Below are 16,111 nucleotides of genomic sequence, written 5' to 3'. Positions count from 1 at the left end.
TAAACCGATACGGATGCCCTGGTTTGGGCGGGGGTGCGGGCTCCCGCCCCGTTCGTCAGATGGCGGTCCCGGCGGAGTCGACCAGCTTGAAAACGACGCGGGTTCCCGTCGCCGCGGCAAGGCGTTCCAGGGTGCGCCGGCTGGGCCAGTGGCGGCCGCCTTCCAGGCGGGCGATGGCGCTTTGCGTCGTTCCCATGCGCTCGGCCAGTTCCGCCTGGGACAAACCCGCCCGGGCTCGCGCCGCGATCAAGGCGGTCGCCAGTTCGAACTCGGGGCGCAGCTCTTCATGGGCCGCCCGATAGGCCGGGTCTTGGCTCCATTCCTGGTGCAATGTGTCAATATCGGTCATAGCAGTCCGGCTTCCTCGGCCCGGCGCATGGCGGTTTCAAGCGCCGCGCGCGGTGTCTTCTGGGTTTTCTTCACAAAGACATGCACGACGACCAACCGTTTGCCGATCGCGGCAAGATAGATCGCGCGGGCGATCCCATCCTTGCCTTTCATCCGCATCTCCCAAAGCTTTCCACCCAATGGCTTTACATAGGGCTCTCGAACTTTCTGGGGACCGGCCTCGCGCAAGAGAGTCGCGATCCAGACGAACCGCGCCCTCTGATCAGCGGGCAACATCGCCAATTCCGCGTCGACGCGGTGATCGAGCGTCTCGATAATCCAACCACATATAGCATCTTTGCTATTAACGGACAAGGGACACCTGCTTCTGACAGGAGGAACCAAGACCGTGGTCGGGGGAAAACCACCGTGGATTTAAGGCTGATCGCGGTGACTTGAAGAGCCCCACCCACCCGGGCGGGGGCGCGGGTTCCCGCCTGGGTGGCTGGTCCCGTCTTAGCGCGGCGTGCCGGAAATTTGGGTCGGGCACGCCGCTCTAAGCTATTGATAGTCAAGCAAATCGTTGTCGGGATTGGCTCTAGTCGCGGCTTTCGATCTGGCGGATGATGCTGGCCAGCAGCTGGCCCCAGAGAAGCTGGGCGGGGCTGCCGTTGCTGGTGTCGCCCAGGGTGGTGAACAGGGCGTGGCCGGCGATATCGGGGGTGATCTCCTGGGCCGTCGCCTCCTGGATCGCGGCGTGATCCTCTTCGGTCAGGCAGCCAAGCAGCATCAGGGCCGGCCGCTCGATGGCGGTGGTGTTGAGCACGAAAAAGCCGACCACCCCCGCCTGCACGGTGATCTCGGTCTTATCGGCGTCATAGCTGGCCTTCAGCGCCGCCAGCATGCTGGTGCCCACATCGTCGTCGGCCTCGTCGCCGAGGACGATGGCGCTCACCAGCTCGTCGGGCATGCCCTCCAGGCTGTACATGGTGGCATAAATCAGGAACAGCGCCAGTTCGCGCTTCCAGGCCTCGTGCAGCCCGTCGAAATACTCGGTATCGCCGGTGAAATGGCTGGCGTGCTGAAGCAACGACAGGGCGTAGAGCATTTTGATGAAGAATTCGGGATCGGCGGCGACCGGCTTGCCTTCGAAGCAGTCGCGCAGATAGTGGGCCAGGGAGTCGGCGCGCAGGCCAACGCCGTGGAAAGTCGGCATCGCCGGGTCGCCCAAAGCCATCTCCAGATAGAACAGGCGGACGGCGGTGGCGTTGAAGGCATTGCCAGCGTCGTTCTCCACCTCCATCACCGCCGCCGAGCGCACCGCCTCGGTCAGGGCGACATCACCGACGGTTTCAACGGCGCTTAGCAAGTCGCCGCTGTCTAAGGCCCGGTGGGCGAGCAGCCAGTCGGACCTCAGCAGATCGAGGACGTCCTGGGCGGTTTTCAGACGCGCCGCATCCAGCGCTTGATCGGCCATCGTCGGGATCTCCTGTAGCCGGTGAAGGAACATCCCCGAAGCCGCCAACGCCCTTTGCGTCGGCGCCCCCCCTGGGGACGGCCCGGCCATGCTAGCATGGCAGCCCGCCGCCAACGCCAGTCAGAAAATGCCCGCGCCCGATCCCACCCTGCCCATAGGCCCGATTCCATCCTGCCCATAGGAGCGACCATGACCCTGGTTTCCGTCGTCCTTCCCGTCTACCAGGGCGCCCCTTGGATCCGTGGGGCGCTCGATTGCCTGGCCGCCCAGACCCACCGCCCCCTGGAAATCCTGGTGGTCGATGACGCTTCAAGCGACGGCACGCCCGCCGTGGTCGAAGACTGGCGGGCCCGGCATCCCGATCTTTCCGTACGGCTGATCGTGCGCCCGGAGAATGGCGGCCCGGGAGTGGCGCGCAATGACGCCCTCGCCCTGGCGCGGGGGGCCTATGTCGCCTTCCTTGACGCCGATGACCGCTGCGTGCCCTGGCGCCTCGCCCGTCAGCTCGCCCGGCTGGAGGCCGAGCCCGGGCTGGGATCGGTGGGGGCGTGGTATGACATGGTCGATGCGGACGGCACCCCGGTCGCCGCTCGGCGCCTGAGCGTCACCGCTGGCGAAATGGCCTGGGCGGCCTTGATCCATCCGCCTTTTCTGTTGAGCACCCTGATGACCCGGCGGGCGCTCTGTCGGCCGGGGATCTTCGCCCCCCGCCATCAGGGCGAGGACGCGCCGGCCCAGCGCCGCTTGCTGTGGCAGGCCCCGGCGGCGATGATCGAGGAGGTCTTGGTCACTTATCGCACCGATCCCCACCGCCCGCAGGATCCGCGCATGGGCGTGGCGATGGCCGAGGATCTGGCGCCGCTGACCGGTCCGCTGAGCGCGGCCGAGGCCTGGGCCCTGCATGACGCCCTGCTGGCCTTTCCAAACAGGGTTACTCCGGCCGCGATCGCCGCCGTAAGCGGGCTGTTCACCCTGCTCGGGGTGTTTCGCGGGCTGCGTCCGGCCTGGATGACGAGGCCCGAGTATAATCGGCTGTTCGAGGGCTATCTGGACTTGGCCGCGCCCTTCCTGGCCGCCCACGGCGAGTCCCTGCTCGCTCCGCCATCGCCCCAGGCGCCCAGGGTCGCGCCGTGGATGGGACCTTGGGAGGCGGAGTGGCGGGCCGGCGAGGCGCGATCGGATCGCCCCCGGCCAAAGGAGATCTTTCCTCCGGTCGGGGGCGATTCGCCAAGCAAGCTTAGCGGTTGAGAACCTTGGCAACCCGATTGTCGCGCAGGCGATAGGCGTCGGGCATGCCACGGCCCAGCAACGGCCGCAGGTACATCAGGAAATCGGTGGTCACGTCATGGCCGTTCGCGGCGATGAACGAATCGGGCATGGTCCGCGTCTTGCCGGCGACATCAAGCAGCGGCGTCAGCTGATAATCGACCGAATAGAAGCCGGTGCGATGGATGGTGACCGACCCGTTGGTCTGACCCCACATGGCGTATTGCACGGCCTTTTCGCCGACTTCGCGGGCTTCGCGCTGGTCGACGTCGGAGACGCAGCCGACGAAGCTGCGCTGCAGATAGCCCAAGGTATCGCCGCGCACCCGCTTGATGCCGCTCTTCTTCTTGACGACGCTGACCAGCAGGTCGGCCAGGGCGCCGGTGCCCGAAAGCTGGACGTTGCCATGGGCGTCGCGTTCGACCTCCTCGGCCAGCTTGGTGATGATCGGCTCGCCCGAGGCGTCGTGGATGCCCTCGCTGACCGCCACGATGCAGCGCCCAGTCCGGTCATAGACCTCCTTGACGTCAGAGACGAAGGTGTCGACATCGAAGGTGCGTTCGGGCAGGTAGATCAGATGCGGGCCGTCGTCCTGGAACTTCTTGCCAAGTGCGCTGGCCGCCGTCAGGAAGCCGGCATGACGGCCCATCACCACGCCGATATAAACGCCGGGCAGGGCCTGATTGTCGAGATTGACGCCGCTGAAGGCCTGGGCGACGAAGCGCGCCGCCGAGGGGAAGCCCGGCGTATGGTCGTTGACCACCAGATCGTTGTCGATCGTCTTGGGGATATGAATGCAGCGCAGACCGTAATCGGCCTTGGCCGCCTCTTCCGAGACGATGCGCACGGTATCGGAGGAATCATTGCCGCCGATATAGAAGAAATAGCCGATCTCATGGGCCTTGAGGACCTTGAAGATCTCCTGGCAGTATTTGAGATCGGGCTTCTCGCGGGTCGATCCCAAAGCCGAAGACGGCGTTTCGGCGACCATTTCCAGGTTATGGGTGGTTTCCTGGGTCAGGTCGAGGAAATGCTCGTCGACGATGCCGCGCACACCATGAACGGCGCCATAAACCAGCTCAACATTGCGGAACTTACGCGATTCCAAAACCGCGCCAACCATCGACTGGTTGATGACGGCCGTGGGGCCGCCGCCTTGGGCGACAACGACCTTGCCCTTGAACATTTTTCTCACCCTCTCCGTGGATCGTCGGGAAGACCGTCGACGGGGGACGCGGCTTCCTTACCTAGAAAGCCGGCACCCTACTCCAAATCCCTTGCTCGGGGGAGGGGAAACAACCAGGGCGGCGAGCGGAAAGGTGGATCGCGGTTTTCCACGGCCGCGCCGCCCTATCTTATTGAATCCATATCGAAGCGCACCAAACCAAGCGGCTTTGGCGCGGGTCGGCGGAGCGCGGAGATTCTGCCCTATTCGGCCAGGGCGCGGGCGTGGAAGCGCAGGTGATCCTCGATGAAGGAGGCGATGAAGAAATAGCTGTGATCATAGCCTTGGCGCAGGCGCAGCGTTAACGGATGACCAGCCGCCCTGCAGGCCGCTTCCAGGGCCCGGGGGCGCAACTGGGTCTCAAGGAACGCGTCGGCCGTGCCCTGATCGACCAGCAGCGGCAGGCGCTCGGGCGCGCTTTCGATCAGCGCGCAGGCGTCCCACGGCCGCCACAAGGCGCGGTCCTCCCCCAGATAGCCGGTGAAGGCCTTTTCGCCCCAGGGACAGGCCATCGGATTGGTGATCGGGGCGAAAGCCGAGACCGAACGATAGCGCCCGGGGTGACGCAGCGCCGTGACCAAGGCGCCATGGCCGCCCATGGAATGCCCAAAAACCGCCCGGCGCCCATCGATCGGGAAATGGGCCTCGATCAGGGCGGGAAGCTCGGCGGCCACGTAGTCGCCCATGCGGTAGTGGCGGGCGAAGGGCTCGCGGCTGGCGTCCAGATAGAACCCGGCCCCCAAGCCGAAGTCATAGGCGCCCTCGGGATCATCGGCAACGCCCGGACCACGCGGGCTGGTGTCGGGCACGACCAGGGCGATCCCCAACTCGGCGGCGACCCGCTGGGCCCCGGCCTTCTGGACGAAATTCTCGTCGGTGCAGGTCAGCCCCGACAGCCAATAGGCCGCCGGCACCGATTGGTCCGCCGCCCGGGGCGGCAGGAACAGCGAAAACACCATCTCGCAGCCAAGGACCGCCGAGGAATGGCGATAACGCGCCTGGGTGCCGCCAAAGCAGCACGCGGCCGAGACAAGCTGGGGGGCCCCGGTCATTGCCGGTCCTCCGACCGGCGGAGATCACAGGTCATAATGGATCACCGAGCGGATGCTTTTGCCCTCGTGCATCAGCTCGAAGGCGTGGTTGATGTCGGCCAGCCCCATGGTATGGGTGATGAAGGTATCGAGTTCGAAATCGCCCGCCAGATAGCGTTCGACCAGGGCGGGCAGTTCCGAGCGGCCCTTGACCCCGCCAAAGGCCGAGCCCCGCCACACCCGGCCGGTGACCAGTTGGAAGGGCCGGGTGGAAATCTCCTGGCCGGCGCCGGCGACGCCGATGATCACCGACTGGCCCCAGCCCTTGTGGCAGCATTCCAGGGCCGAGCGCATGACCCCGACATTGCCGATGCATTCGAACGAATAATCGACGCCGCCATCGGTCATGTCGATCAGCACCTCCTGGATCGGCCGGTCGTAATCGCGCGAATTGATCACATCGGTGGCGCCAAGCTGGCGGGCGATCTCGAATTTATCGGGATTGATGTCAACGCCGATGATCCGCCCGGCCCCGGCCATGACACAGCCGATGATCGCCGACAGGCCGATGCCGCCCAGGCCGAAGATCGCCACCGTCGCCCCCGGCTCGACCTTGGCCGTATTGAGCACCGCTCCCATGCCGGTGGTGACGCCGCAGCCCAGCAGGCAGATCTTTTCCAAAGGGGCCGCCTTGTTGACCTTGGCCAGGGCGATCTCGGGCAGCACGGTGTATTCGGAGAAGGTCGAGGTGCCCATGTAATGGCGGATCTCGCGGCCCTTGATCGAAAACCGGCTGGTGCCATCGGGCATCAGGCCCTGGCCCTGGGTGGCGCGGATGGCCTGACACAGATTGGTCTTGCCCGAGCGGCAGAATTTGCAGGTGCCGCATTCCGGGGTGTAAAGCGGGATGACGTGATCGCCGACGGCCACCGAGGTGACGCCGGGGCCGATCTCTTCGACGATGCCGCCGCCCTCGTGCCCCAGGATCGCCGGAAACACCCCCTCGGGGTCGCTGCCCGACAGGGTATAAGCATCCGTATGGCAAACACCGGTGGCGATGATGCGCACCAGAACCTCGCCTTGGCGCGGCGGCGCCACCTCGACCTCTTCGACGGACAGGGGTTTGCCAGCTTCCCAGGCGATAGCGGCGCGCGAGACGATCATGAAGGACCTCTTGGGGGAAAGGGGGAGGGGAAACACAGGTCAGACCCCGCATATGGCATGCGAGGACGCCGATGAAAACCCTTCGCGCCCTCCGCCGCTCGGCTCAGAAGGGCCAGACCTGGGGGATCACCGCCAGGGCGACGCCAAGAACGATCAGCGCCAGCGGCAATCCGGCCCGACCGTAATCGAGAAAGCGATAGCCGCCCGGCCCGAGGATCAGGGCGTTGTTGTGATGGCCAAAGGGCGTGAAAAAATCGGCCGAGGCGCCGATGGCCACGGCGATCAGGAAGGGATCGGCCGAGACCGAGGCCTGGGCGGCCAAGCTTAGCACCACCGGCGCCAGCATCAGCGTCGTTGCCACCCCGCCCAGCAGTGGCGACAGTCCCATCGCCGCCGCCAGGGTCATCGCCAGCAGGGCATGGGGCCCGATATCGCCGGCCAGTTTCAGCACGCCGCCGGCCAGCCCGGCCGCCGCGCCGCTCTCGGCCAGGGCGTCGCCGATCGGGATCAAGGCGGCGAGGAAAACCACCACCGGCCAATCGATCCGCCGGTAAACCTCGCTGAGCGGCAAGGCGCCGCTGACCACCATGCCAAAGAGGGCGGCGACGAAGGCGACCGGTGGGGGAACCAGCCCGAGCACGGCCAAGGCTAGCGCCAGGGCGAACAGCACCAGCGGTACCGCGCCGCCGCGCCCGGCCAAACGGATGCCGCGATCGCGCAAAGGCAGGCAGTCCAGGGCGGCCAGCGCCTCTTGCAGGTGATCGGGGCGGCCGCGCAGCAGCAGCAGATCGCCGACCATCAGGCTCAACTCGCCCAGCCCGCCTTCGAAGCGCCGGCCATTGCGCGCCACCGCCATGATCTCGACCCGCCAGCGCCCCGGGGCGTCAAGGGTCAGCGGACAACTGCCCAGAGCGATCGAAGCCGGGGTGATGACCGCTTCCAGGATCTCCTCGCCGCCCCGCGCCTCGGGCAGGGCCGGGCGGATGCCCTCGCGCGCCGCCAGGGCTTGGAGAACCGGCAGGGCGGCTTCCAGCAGCAAGACATCGCCGGCCCGCAGATCGATATCGGCGGGACGGGCGAAGACCCGCAGACCGCCGCGGATCACCCCATGAACGCGCACCGCCCGGCTTCGCTCGAAAGCCGGCACCCGCAGGCCGATTAACGGCGAGTCGCCACCAACCCGGCCCTCGGTCTGATAGGGACCGACCTCCAGCCCCTCGGGCAGGCCGCTCGCCGTGGTCGCCGGTCCGCGTTCGGGCAGCAGCCGCCAGCTGGCCAGCCCCAGCCAAAGCAGCCCGGCCACCGCTACCGGCAGGCCGGCGGCGGCGAAATCGAACAGGGCGAAGGGCCGCCCCAGGGCGTCCTGGCGGGCCTGGGCGATCAGCAGATTGACCGGCGAGCCGATCAGCGTCGTCATGCCGCCCAGCAGGGTGGAGAACGAGAGGGGAAGCAATAGGCGCGAGGCGGCGATCCCCCGCCTTGTGCCGGCGACCAGGGCGACCGGCATCATCAGGGCCAGGGCGCCAAAGCTCGATAGGCAGGCTCCGGCCAGGGCGCCAAGTCCGCAGAGCGGCACGATCAGTCCCAAAGGCGTGCGCCCGCCATCGGCCAGACGGCGGGCCAACCCCTCCAGCAGGCCAAGGGCCACCAGGGTTCTGCCGATCACCAGCAAGGCGGCGACGGTGACCACCACCGGGCTGGCGAAGCCGGCGAAGGCGTGCTCGATCGGCACCAGCCCCAGACCCACCGCGCCCAGCAGCGCGCCGACCGCCACCACATCATAGCGCAGGCGATCGCTGGCCAGCACGACCAGGGTGGTCGCCATCAGGGCGAGAAGCGCAAGCTGATCGAGGCTCATTCCCCCCGTCCCCGGCCGGCGCGGCGCCGGTTACCGGGGAAACAGATCGAAGCGGGCGGGCACCAGGGCAACCGGGCTTCCCGTTTTCCAGGCCCGCCAGCGCTCATCGCCGGCCGACACCTCGACCTCGACCAGATGGTCAAGACCGGCGACCCGCACATCAAGGCGCACCACGGCGCCGGCCTGACGCACGGCGGCGACGATGCCGGGCAGGGCGTCGCCCGCCGGCAATGTCTGATCGGCGATGCCCAGGTCATGGGGGCGGGCATACAGGGTGAAAAGCCCGGTGCTGTCGACGGCCTGACCATTGGCCAAAGGCTGGGCGTGGCCTTCAAGCCAGACGTGGCCGTCGCGGACCTCGACGGGCAGGCGGTTGACCGACCCCAGGAAGTCGTAAACGAAGGGCGTGGCCGGGCGGTCATAAACCTCGACCGGGCTGCCGGCCTGTTCGATCCGCCCCTGGCTGAACACCACCACCCGATCGGCCAGTTCCAGGGCCTCTTCCTGATCGTGGGTGACGAAGACCGTGGTATGGCCGGTGCGATCGTGCAGGTCGCGCAGCCAGCGCCGCAAGTCCTTGCGCACCCGGGCGTCAAGGGCGCCGAAGGGCTCGTCGAGCAGCAGCACGCCGGGCTCGATCGCCAGGGCGCGGGCCAGGGCGACGCGCTGGCGCTGTCCGCCCGAAAGCTGGGCCGGATAGCGCCCCTCCAGCCCCTCAAGCTGAACCAGGGTCAGCAGATCGCGAACCCGGCGATCGATCTCCCCATCCGAGGGCCGGGTGCCGCGCGGCCGCACCCGCAGGCCGAAGGCGACGTTCTCAAGCACCGTCATATGGCGAAACAGGGCGTATTGCTGGAAAACGAAGCCGACATGGCGGTCGCGCACCGGCAGGGCCGAGGCGTCCTCGCCATCGAACAACACCCGCCCGCCATCGGGGAATTCCAGGCCGGCGATGATCCGCAGCAAGGTGGTCTTGCCCGAGCCCGAGGGGCCGAGCAGGGCGACCAGTTCACCCGAAGCCACCGCCAGATCGACGCCGGCCAGGGCGGCCGCGGTTCCATGGCGGAAGGTCTTGCGTATGTTTTCGATATCGATCCGCATGGCGGGATCCCCTTTCGTCAATGGCGGCCCGAGCCGCGGGCGAGATCCGCGCCGTGACGACTTTCCAATGCCGTCTTGAGCACGAGGGTCACGAGCGCCAGCACGGCGAGCAGCGAGGCCACGGCGAAGGCGGCCGCGAAACTGTATTCGTTGTAAAGAATTTCAACATGCAAAGGCATGGTGTTGGTCAGGCCCCGGATATGGCCGCTGACCACCGAAACCGCGCCGAATTCGCCCATCGCCCGGGCGTTGCACAGCAAGACGCCATAAAGCAGTCCCCATTTTATATTGGGCAGAGTCACGCGCATAAAAGTCTGCCAGCCGGTCGCGCCCAAAGAAAGCGCCGCCTCCTCGTCGTCGCTGCCCTGTTCTTCCATCAAGGGGATCAATTCCCGGGCGATGAAGGGCAGGGTGACGAAGACCGTGGCCAACACGATGCCGGGAACGGCGAAGACGATGCGCACCCCGTGATCGACCAGCCAGGGGCCGAACCAGCCCTGGGCGCCAAAGACCAGCACGTAACACAGACCCGAGATCACCGGCGAGACCGAGAACGGCAGGTCGATCAACGTGACCAGTAGGCTGCGCCCGGGAAAATCATGCTTGGCCACCGCCCAGGCCGCCGCCACGCCGAACACCAGATTGAGCGGCACCGAGATCGCCGCCACCATCAGGGTCAGGCGGATCGACGACATGGCGTCGGGATCGGTCAGCGCCCGGAAATAGGTGGCGACGCCATCGGACAGCGCCTCGACGAAAACGGCGACCAGCGGCAGCAGCAAGAAAAGGCACAGGAACAGCACGGCGGCCAGGATCAGCAGGCCGCGCGCCACCGGCCGCTCGGAAACCGCCGCGCGGGCCACCGAACGGTCGGTCGGCAGAACGGCCGAAGAGGAAGGGGAAGCAGCCATCGCCTACCTCGTCGTCATGCGTGCGCGGCTCCAGGACTGGAGCAGATTGATCGCCAGAAGCAGGGCGAAGGACAGGGCCAGCATCACCGCCGCCACCGCCGTGGCCCCCCGGTAGTCGAATTCCTCGAGCTTGATGACGATCAGCAGCGGGGCGATTTCCGAGACCATCGGAATATTGCCGGCGATGAAGATCACCGAGCCGTATTCGCCGACACCGCGGGCGAAGGACAGGGCGAAGCCGGTCAGCAAGGCCGGCGCCAGGGCCGGCATCAGCACCCGGCGAAAGGTGTCCCAGCGGCCCGCCCCCAGGGTGGCGGCCACCTCCTCGGCCTCGCGCTCCAGATCGGCCAGAACCGGCTGAACGGTGCGCACGACAAAGGGCAGGCCGACGAAGGTCAGCGCCACCACCACCCCGGCCGGGGCGAAGGCGACCTTGAGGCCCAGGGGCTCCAAGTATTGGCCAATCCAGCCGTTGTTGGCGTAAAGCCCGGTCAGGGCGATGCCGGCCACGGCGGTGGGCAGGGCGAAGGGCAGATCGACCAGGGCGTCAAGAATGCGCCGGCCGGGAAAATCATAGCGCACCAGCACCCAGGCGACGAGCAGGCCGAAGACCATGTTGATCGCCGCCGCCAGCAAGGCCGCGCCGAAGCTCAACCGCAAGGCGGCGAGGGTGCGCGGCGCGGTGGCGATCGCCCAGAAATCGGCCGGCCCCAGGCTGGCGGCCTTGATCACCACGGCCGCCAACGGCAGCAGCACCAGAAGGCCAAGGTAGGCCAGTGTGAACCCCAGGGTCATGCCGAAACCGGGAATGGCCCTGGGACCGCCCAACAGCTTGGGGCCGATCGATCGCGTCACCGGGTCAGCCACCGGGCTGATAGATCTGATCGAACAGACCGCCCTCGTCGAAATGCTCCTTCTGCGCCTTGGTCCAGCCGCCGAACACCGGATCGTCGATGGTCAGCAGCTTGACCTCGGGGAAGCGGGCGATATCGGCCGGATCGGCGGCCTCGCGGTTGACCGGACGATAGAAGTTATGGGCGATGATCTTCTGGGCCGCCGGGGTGTAGAGGAATTCGAGATAGGCCTGGGCGACCTCGCGGGTGCCGTGGCGATCGACCTCGCCGTCAACCAGGGCGACCGGGGGCTGGGCCAGGATCGACAGCGAGGGAACGACGATGTCGAACTGGTTGGGCCCCAATTCCTCGATGGCCAGGAAGGCCTCGTTCTCCCAGGCGAGCAACACGTCGCCCAGGCCGCGCTTGACGAAGGTGGTGGTCGAGCCGCGCGCCCCCGTATCAAGCACCGGCACGTTCTTATAAAGCGTCTTGATGAAATCCTTCACCTTGGCCTGATCGCCGCCGAACTTCTGCTCGGCATAGCCCCAGGCCGCCAGATGATTCCACCGGGCGCCGCCCGAGGTCTTGGGATTGGGGGTGATGACCTGAACGCCCTCGCGCACCAGATCGTCCCAGTCGTGGATGCCCTTGGGATTGCCCTTGCGCACCAGGAAAACGATCGTGCTGGTATAGGGCGACGAGGCGTCGGGCAGGCGTTTTTGCCAATCGGGGGACAGCCGTTTGGTATGGGTGGCGATGGCGTCGATGTCCGAGGCCAGGGCCAGGGTCACCACATCGGCTTCCAGGCCATCGATCACGGCGCGGGCCTGCTTGCCCGACCCGCCATGCGAGGTGTTGATGATCACCGTGTCGCCGGTCTTGGCCTTCCAGCTTTCGGCGAAGGCGGCGTTCACCGCCTTGTAAAGCTCGCGGGTCGGATCATAGGAGACGTTGAGCAGGGTTACGTCCTTGGCCTCGGCCTGGGCGATCAATCCCGGCACCGGCGCGCTCGCCAGAAGCCCGGCGACGATCAGGGGAATCAGCCGACGGCCCGATACGCGGGAACGGCTCACTAGCTGTCGCGTCATCGCACTCTCCCTTTTTATCAATCTACAAAATCTGTAGTGTTTAGGAGCTAAGCGTGCTTCCGCCTCGCCTGTCAAGGGTATTTGAGGAAAAGGGTGCCGGGAGAAGGGCGCTTTGTCCAGCAACTCGCGCGTTTTTTCGCCAGACGTTTGTCGGTCCATCCGGCCAGGACACGGACGATCCGGTGTCTGAATAAGGCACGCACTTCCAGGGCGGGGCGGGTTTCAGGCGTTGAGGGCGCGGGGGGCGGCGGGGGTGTCGGTGTCGTCGATCAGCGGCGACAGACCGCCGCCAAGGCGGCCGTTCATCGCATCGCCCAGGCTGGTGGTTTCCAGAACCTCGAGCATGCGGTCGTAAGCCGCCCCGAACACCAGGCGCATCCGGCAGGCCGTCTCGCCCTCGCAATCCTCGCAGGCGCGATAGGCGGTGCGGCTGAGGCAGGGCAGGGGGGCGATCGGTCCGTCGATCAGGCGAAGGACCTCGGTGAAGGAAATATCCTTGGGATCGCGGCGCAGGGCATAGCCGCCATTCTTGCCACGGAAGCTGACGACCAGCCCATGGTGTTTCAGGTCAAGCAGGATCTGTTCGAGGAACTTGCGCGGAATACGCTGGCGCTCGGCGATATCCTCGATCCTCAACTGGCCGCCCTCTGCATCGGCCAAAGCGAAGAGAGCCCGAAACCCGTATTTGGCTTTTTGCGATATCACGACGGCCCCGAAATCCCCATGTGATTTATAGACAATAAAAATGGGCCGCTTTCAGATCGGCGTCAAGGCGGGTGTCACCCGGCGCCCGGTGCCAAACACCTTGGATCCGGCAACCCGGAATGGTTGGGCTGGCGGAGCACTCTTGAAGGTATTTCAATTACTTATTGGCTAGACACGGGGATGGATTTGGAGTCAAATTGTCGTTCAAAGTGAAATCCTGCTGTTTTTATTACGGGAACGAACCATGCGTAAAGGCAAGCAAGCGGACGTGCGGCCCTACTCCAGCGACAACCCCGACCCCCTCGACAAGGAAGTCGGGCGGCGGTTGCGACTGCGCCGTAAGCTTCTCGGGTTGAGCCAGCAGCAGTTGGCCGATGCGGTCGGCATCACGTTTCAGCAGGTGCAGAAGTACGAGCGCGGCGTCAACCGCCTGAGTTCCAGCCGTCTGTGGGATTTCGCGACGATTCTTGGCGTCAGCGTCTCGTTCTTCTTCGAAGATCTGGAAGCCGCCGATGTCGATCGGACGATTCCGCGCGCCCGCCGCGACGCCCAGGATGAAACGATCACCCAGACCACCGCCGAAGATCCGCTGGTCCGCACCGAAACCCTGGAACTGTGTTACGCCTTCTGGGCGACGACGCCGCGAGTGCGCAAGCGCTATCTTGATTTCCTGAAGACCGCCGCCACCCTGGAAAAGCCCCTCTACGAAGCCCCCGAGGGCACCCAGGTTCCCACGCCCCAGGAAATCGCGGCCGAGCGCGTCATTCTTCCCGGCGCCGCGACCTGATTCTTTCGCCGGCGGCGTCGACGTTGTGTAAGGCCCGACCTCTTGCGAGGCCGGGCCTTTTCTTTACCCGATAATCCGGGACCCGCCCGCCGATGGCCTCAATGAAGCAGGTCGGGGCGACCGGGTTCGGGGGGCGGATAGCCGCCACAGCGTTTTTCCAGGGCGATGCGGGTGCATCCCACCAGAACGCCCACCTCGGCCCCGCCGACCGATTGGGCCTCCTGTTCGAGATAAGCCAAAGCCTCCCACAACCCGCGAAGGCGGTCGGGGGTGTCGTCGCAAATCTCGTCTCCCTCGTCGACTTCGGGATCTTGCACCATCAGATCGACGGTTTCATCGTATCCGTTCATCACGCTGCGCTCCTCAAACGCTCATCCACCAGCACCCGCTCGCTCACACCCGCCCGCCGCCGGGCGATCGCCCGCACCTCGGGGGAAATCTCCACCTCCAGGGCCACCACCCCGGTGCCGTCCATCTCGATCATGCCGCCCATGCGGCGGAAGCGGTAACCGCCGCGCCGCAGGATCGGCTCCATCCGCACGTCCGAGACCGAGACATAGCCGGTCAACCCCCGGGCCAAGCCGTAATCTTGCAAGGCGCACAGCAGCAGTCCGCACAGATTGCCCGTTCCCTCCACGTATTCCGGCCGGTGATCCACGGCGAAACGGGTCACATCCATCACCTTGGGGTCGCGGGGCAGCGGCCCGTCGACCAACATCGGAAAAACCTCGTTCAACAGGCTGCGTTTGACGGTATCAAGCAGCCGCAATCCGGCGACCACCCGGCCCCCGACGCCGGAAATCGTCATATAGACGGCATCCTGATCATCAAAACGGTCGATTTCCCGGCCCGGGGGACATTGCAAAGGCCATTTCAGGCGATTAACAAAAACCTCGTGGCGCAATTCGGAGAAAGAATGGAGCAGAAACGCGTTGCAAATCGCGTTTTCCCGATCCGTCAAGATGACCATGGGCGATCTCCTTTGCGAATAATCGCGTAGATCACACCCTATTTGGCAGGCGAAGAAATCCTGGGCAGGACGTCCGGGGATTGTCCCCCCCGGGGTTTTCCCAGGGGTACGATGATAGACCGTCCCCCTCCCGCCCGGAAAAAACGGGGTTTATTATCCGCGCGAAGAAGGCTCGGCAAGGCCATCCATGGTGACCAGCCCCAGGGTCAGGGCCTTGACCACGGCGTGGGTCTTGGAATAGGTCCCCAGCTTCTTTTTGGCGTTATCCAGGTGAAACTCGACGCTTTTCGTCGAAATTCCGGCGATTTCGGCGATTTCCCACGAGGTCTTGCCGAGCGCCGCCCAGCGCAGCATCTCCTGCTCGCGTGGGGACAGCACGGTCTTGCGCCGACGTGACGACAGCCGGGCGTTGATCACCGTGCTGCGGGCATGGCGGTCGAAATAAAGCGCCAACAGATGCACAAGGTGCTTTTGCTCGCCGATCAGCCGGCGGGCGGCGTCGCCGCCTTGTTCGGGGATCACCGTCACCGTGGCGAATTCGCCGTGACTGCCGCGAATCGGCACCGAATAGCCGTCGTGCAATCCGGCATCCCGGGCGTCGGAAAACATCCGGCGTTGATCGTGGCTGAGGGACTCGGGTGCGATCGCCTCGGACCACAGGAAGGGAAGCTGACGGTCGGGACAGGTGGCCAAGACGGGATCGATCTCAAGGAAGCCCTCGCGGAAGTAGTGTTCGCTCCACGAGTCCTTGTAGTTGTGCAGAACATAGGGCAGGCGGGCGCCCGCGCCTTCAAGGCGGACCACGTGATAACAGGAATGGGGAAAGCCCAGCCTGGCGAAGGTACCGGTCAGTAACGTCGTCAGATCGGCGCTGTCGGAGGTGCCATTGAGAGCTTCTAGAAAAGACCCAAGAATATCGTCGCCGCCAGACATCATCTCTCCCGCCCCCTTTCATGATATCTCGCTTGTTTGTTTTTAGATCATGCGCCTTTGATGCGGGGAACGCCAGATCCCGGTGTTTTTACTAGGTGGAAGAAAACACCAAGGACTGTTAAATTATTCAACTAACGACTTTAGATCATGCCGCGTCGAAGGCCCCCTGCAAGCGCCGAAGCCTTTGATTGGGAGATCACCGATGAGAACCAGCGCCGCGATCGAAGGATTCGCGCGAAAGGGGATCGCCATGGACCACCCATCGCCCAATGACAGCGATTCTATGGATGACGCGATCGCCTTGCGGGTCTGCCTTGATTTCCTAAGGCGGCGCGCCGAATCCCTGGATCTTCCCGAGGTCGCCTTCCTTTTGGAACGGGCGCGCCAAAGTCTTCTTGATCGCGGCCTGTAATCCCATCCCTCGGGAGGGGC

The 16,111-nt window shown here is 65.4% G+C and carries 18 protein-coding genes; 3 read left to right on the top strand and 15 right to left on the bottom strand.

What is annotated here, in order from left to right:
- Window positions 1-55: 55 nt before the first annotated feature.
- The 3 genes from RRU_RS17630 to RRU_RS17620 form a co-directional block, all read right to left on the bottom strand.
- Window positions 56-349, bottom strand: coding sequence for a helix-turn-helix domain-containing protein (locus RRU_RS17630; protein WP_011391158.1), 294 nt, complete (start codon window positions 347-349; stop codon window positions 56-58).
- Complete coding sequence (locus RRU_RS17625) at window positions 346-702, bottom strand: type II toxin-antitoxin system RelE/ParE family toxin (protein ID WP_242520109.1); 357 nt, start codon at window positions 700-702, stop codon at window positions 346-348. The genes RRU_RS17630 and RRU_RS17625 overlap by 4 nt, the downstream gene beginning before the upstream one ends.
- A 223-nt stretch (window positions 703-925) precedes the next feature.
- Window positions 926-1,804 carry a hypothetical protein gene (locus RRU_RS17620; RefSeq protein ID WP_011391156.1) on the bottom strand — a complete coding sequence of 293 codons (879 nt, stop codon included), beginning with the start codon at window positions 1,802-1,804 and terminating at the stop codon, window positions 926-928.
- A gap of 189 nt (window positions 1,805-1,993) precedes the next feature.
- On the opposite strand from RRU_RS17620, the gene RRU_RS17615 reads away from it, so the two are divergent.
- Window positions 1,994-3,052 (top strand): glycosyltransferase family 2 protein, encoded by a 1,059-nt coding sequence (locus RRU_RS17615; protein WP_011391155.1) that lies wholly within the window; start codon window positions 1,994-1,996, stop codon window positions 3,050-3,052.
- On the opposite strand, the gene RRU_RS17610 is transcribed toward RRU_RS17615, so the two are convergent.
- The 9 genes from RRU_RS17610 to RRU_RS17570 form a co-directional block, all read right to left on the bottom strand.
- On the bottom strand, window positions 3,042-4,256 hold the full coding sequence (locus RRU_RS17610) for a 6-phosphofructokinase (RefSeq protein WP_011391154.1): 1,215 nt from the start codon (window positions 4,254-4,256) through the stop codon (window positions 3,042-3,044). The two genes, RRU_RS17615 and RRU_RS17610, sit on opposite strands and share 11 nt — an antisense overlap.
- A 242-nt stretch (window positions 4,257-4,498) precedes the next feature.
- Complete coding sequence (fghA, locus tag RRU_RS17605) at window positions 4,499-5,347, bottom strand: S-formylglutathione hydrolase (RefSeq protein ID WP_011391153.1); 849 nt, start codon at window positions 5,345-5,347, stop codon at window positions 4,499-4,501.
- 24 nt (window positions 5,348-5,371) lie between these two features.
- The gene (locus RRU_RS17600) at window positions 5,372-6,490 is read right to left on the bottom strand and encodes an S-(hydroxymethyl)glutathione dehydrogenase/class III alcohol dehydrogenase (RefSeq protein WP_011391152.1); all 1,119 of its coding nucleotides are present in this window, start codon (window positions 6,488-6,490) and stop codon (window positions 5,372-5,374) included.
- Between the two features lie 103 nt (window positions 6,491-6,593).
- Complete coding sequence (locus RRU_RS17595) at window positions 6,594-8,348, bottom strand: SLC13 family permease (protein ID WP_011391151.1); 1,755 nt, start codon at window positions 8,346-8,348, stop codon at window positions 6,594-6,596.
- A gap of 30 nt (window positions 8,349-8,378) precedes the next feature.
- Window positions 8,379-9,449 (bottom strand): sulfate/molybdate ABC transporter ATP-binding protein, encoded by a 1,071-nt coding sequence (locus RRU_RS17590; protein ID WP_011391150.1) that lies wholly within the window; start codon window positions 9,447-9,449, stop codon window positions 8,379-8,381.
- 17 nt (window positions 9,450-9,466) lie between these two features.
- Window positions 9,467-10,360, bottom strand: a complete 894-nt coding sequence (gene cysW / locus RRU_RS17585; RefSeq protein WP_011391149.1) for a sulfate ABC transporter permease subunit CysW — start codon at window positions 10,358-10,360, stop codon at window positions 9,467-9,469.
- A gap of 3 nt (window positions 10,361-10,363) precedes the next feature.
- Window positions 10,364-11,215: a sulfate ABC transporter permease subunit CysT gene (cysT, locus tag RRU_RS17580; RefSeq protein WP_011391148.1), complete on the bottom strand. Its 852-nt coding sequence runs from the start codon at window positions 11,213-11,215 to the stop codon at window positions 10,364-10,366.
- A gap of 4 nt (window positions 11,216-11,219) precedes the next feature.
- The gene (locus tag RRU_RS17575) at window positions 11,220-12,284 is read right to left on the bottom strand and encodes a sulfate ABC transporter substrate-binding protein (RefSeq protein ID WP_011391147.1); all 1,065 of its coding nucleotides are present in this window, start codon (window positions 12,282-12,284) and stop codon (window positions 11,220-11,222) included.
- Window positions 12,285-12,506: 222 nt separating this feature from the next.
- Entirely contained in the window at window positions 12,507-12,989 is a 483-nt protein-coding gene (locus tag RRU_RS17570) for an RrF2 family transcriptional regulator (RefSeq protein WP_011391146.1), read from the bottom strand.
- 244 nt (window positions 12,990-13,233) lie between these two features.
- Between RRU_RS17570 and RRU_RS17565 the strand changes: the two genes are divergently transcribed.
- Entirely contained in the window at window positions 13,234-13,776 is a 543-nt protein-coding gene (locus tag RRU_RS17565; protein WP_011391145.1) for a helix-turn-helix domain-containing protein, read from the top strand.
- Window positions 13,777-13,874: 98 nt separating this feature from the next.
- Here the strand turns inward: RRU_RS17565 and RRU_RS17560 are convergent, their stop codons facing one another.
- The 3 genes from RRU_RS17560 to RRU_RS17550 all read right to left on the bottom strand — a co-directional run bounded on the left by RRU_RS17560 (window position 13,875) and on the right by RRU_RS17550 (window position 15,682).
- Window positions 13,875-14,126 carry a hypothetical protein gene (locus RRU_RS17560; protein ID WP_011391144.1) on the bottom strand — a complete coding sequence of 84 codons (252 nt, stop codon included), beginning with the start codon at window positions 14,124-14,126 and terminating at the stop codon, window positions 13,875-13,877.
- Window positions 14,126-14,746 carry an acyl-homoserine-lactone synthase gene (locus RRU_RS17555; RefSeq protein ID WP_011391143.1) on the bottom strand — a complete coding sequence of 207 codons (621 nt, stop codon included), beginning with the start codon at window positions 14,744-14,746 and terminating at the stop codon, window positions 14,126-14,128. The genes RRU_RS17560 and RRU_RS17555 overlap by 1 nt, the downstream gene beginning before the upstream one ends.
- 153 nt (window positions 14,747-14,899) lie before the next feature.
- A complete protein-coding gene (locus tag RRU_RS17550; protein WP_011391142.1) occupies window positions 14,900-15,682 on the bottom strand; it encodes a helix-turn-helix transcriptional regulator in 783 nt (260 codons plus the stop codon).
- 247 nt (window positions 15,683-15,929) lie between these two features.
- On the opposite strand from RRU_RS17550, the gene RRU_RS17545 reads away from it, so the two are divergent.
- Entirely contained in the window at window positions 15,930-16,091 is a 162-nt protein-coding gene (locus RRU_RS17545; RefSeq protein WP_162470634.1) for a hypothetical protein, read from the top strand.
- Window positions 16,092-16,111 lie beyond the last annotated feature (20 nt).

Source organism: Rhodospirillum rubrum ATCC 11170 (assembly GCF_000013085.1).
Classification (GTDB): Bacteria; Pseudomonadota; Alphaproteobacteria; order Rhodospirillales; family Rhodospirillaceae; genus Rhodospirillum; species Rhodospirillum rubrum.
This window is presented reverse-complemented; position numbering and strand designations above follow the sequence as displayed.

What these genes read in the sequence shown, in the direction of transcription:
- RRU_RS17600 (WP_011391152.1), bottom strand. Translation starts at nt 6,490, where the DNA reads ATGATCGTCTCGCGCGCCGCTATCGCCTGGGAAGCTGGCAAACCCCTG.
- RRU_RS17575 (WP_011391147.1), bottom strand. Translation starts at nt 12,284, where the DNA reads ATGACGCGACAGCTAGTGAGCCGTTCCCGCGTATCGGGCCGTCGGCTG.
- RRU_RS17610 (WP_011391154.1), bottom strand. Translation starts at nt 4,256, where the DNA reads ATGTTCAAGGGCAAGGTCGTTGTCGCCCAAGGCGGCGGCCCCACGGCC.
- RRU_RS17545 (WP_162470634.1), top strand. Translation starts at nt 15,930, where the DNA reads ATGGACCACCCATCGCCCAATGACAGCGATTCTATGGATGACGCGATC.
- RRU_RS17560 (WP_011391144.1), bottom strand. Translation starts at nt 14,126, where the DNA reads ATGAACGGATACGATGAAACCGTCGATCTGATGGTGCAAGATCCCGAA.
- fghA (WP_011391153.1), bottom strand. Translation starts at nt 5,347, where the DNA reads ATGACCGGGGCCCCCCAGCTTGTCTCGGCCGCGTGCTGCTTTGGCGGC.
- RRU_RS17595 (WP_011391151.1), bottom strand. Translation starts at nt 8,348, where the DNA reads ATGAGCCTCGATCAGCTTGCGCTTCTCGCCCTGATGGCGACCACCCTG.
- RRU_RS17555 (WP_011391143.1), bottom strand. Translation starts at nt 14,746, where the DNA reads ATGGTCATCTTGACGGATCGGGAAAACGCGATTTGCAACGCGTTTCTG.
- RRU_RS17550 (WP_011391142.1), bottom strand. Translation starts at nt 15,682, where the DNA reads ATGATGTCTGGCGGCGACGATATTCTTGGGTCTTTTCTAGAAGCTCTC.
- RRU_RS17620 (WP_011391156.1), bottom strand. Translation starts at nt 1,804, where the DNA reads ATGGCCGATCAAGCGCTGGATGCGGCGCGTCTGAAAACCGCCCAGGAC.
- cysW (WP_011391149.1), bottom strand. Translation starts at nt 10,360, where the DNA reads ATGGCTGCTTCCCCTTCCTCTTCGGCCGTTCTGCCGACCGACCGTTCG.
- RRU_RS17590 (WP_011391150.1), bottom strand. Translation starts at nt 9,449, where the DNA reads ATGCGGATCGATATCGAAAACATACGCAAGACCTTCCGCCATGGAACC.
- RRU_RS17615 (WP_011391155.1), top strand. Translation starts at nt 1,994, where the DNA reads ATGACCCTGGTTTCCGTCGTCCTTCCCGTCTACCAGGGCGCCCCTTGG.
- RRU_RS17565 (WP_011391145.1), top strand. Translation starts at nt 13,234, where the DNA reads ATGCGTAAAGGCAAGCAAGCGGACGTGCGGCCCTACTCCAGCGACAAC.
- RRU_RS17630 (WP_011391158.1), bottom strand. Translation starts at nt 349, where the DNA reads ATGACCGATATTGACACATTGCACCAGGAATGGAGCCAAGACCCGGCC.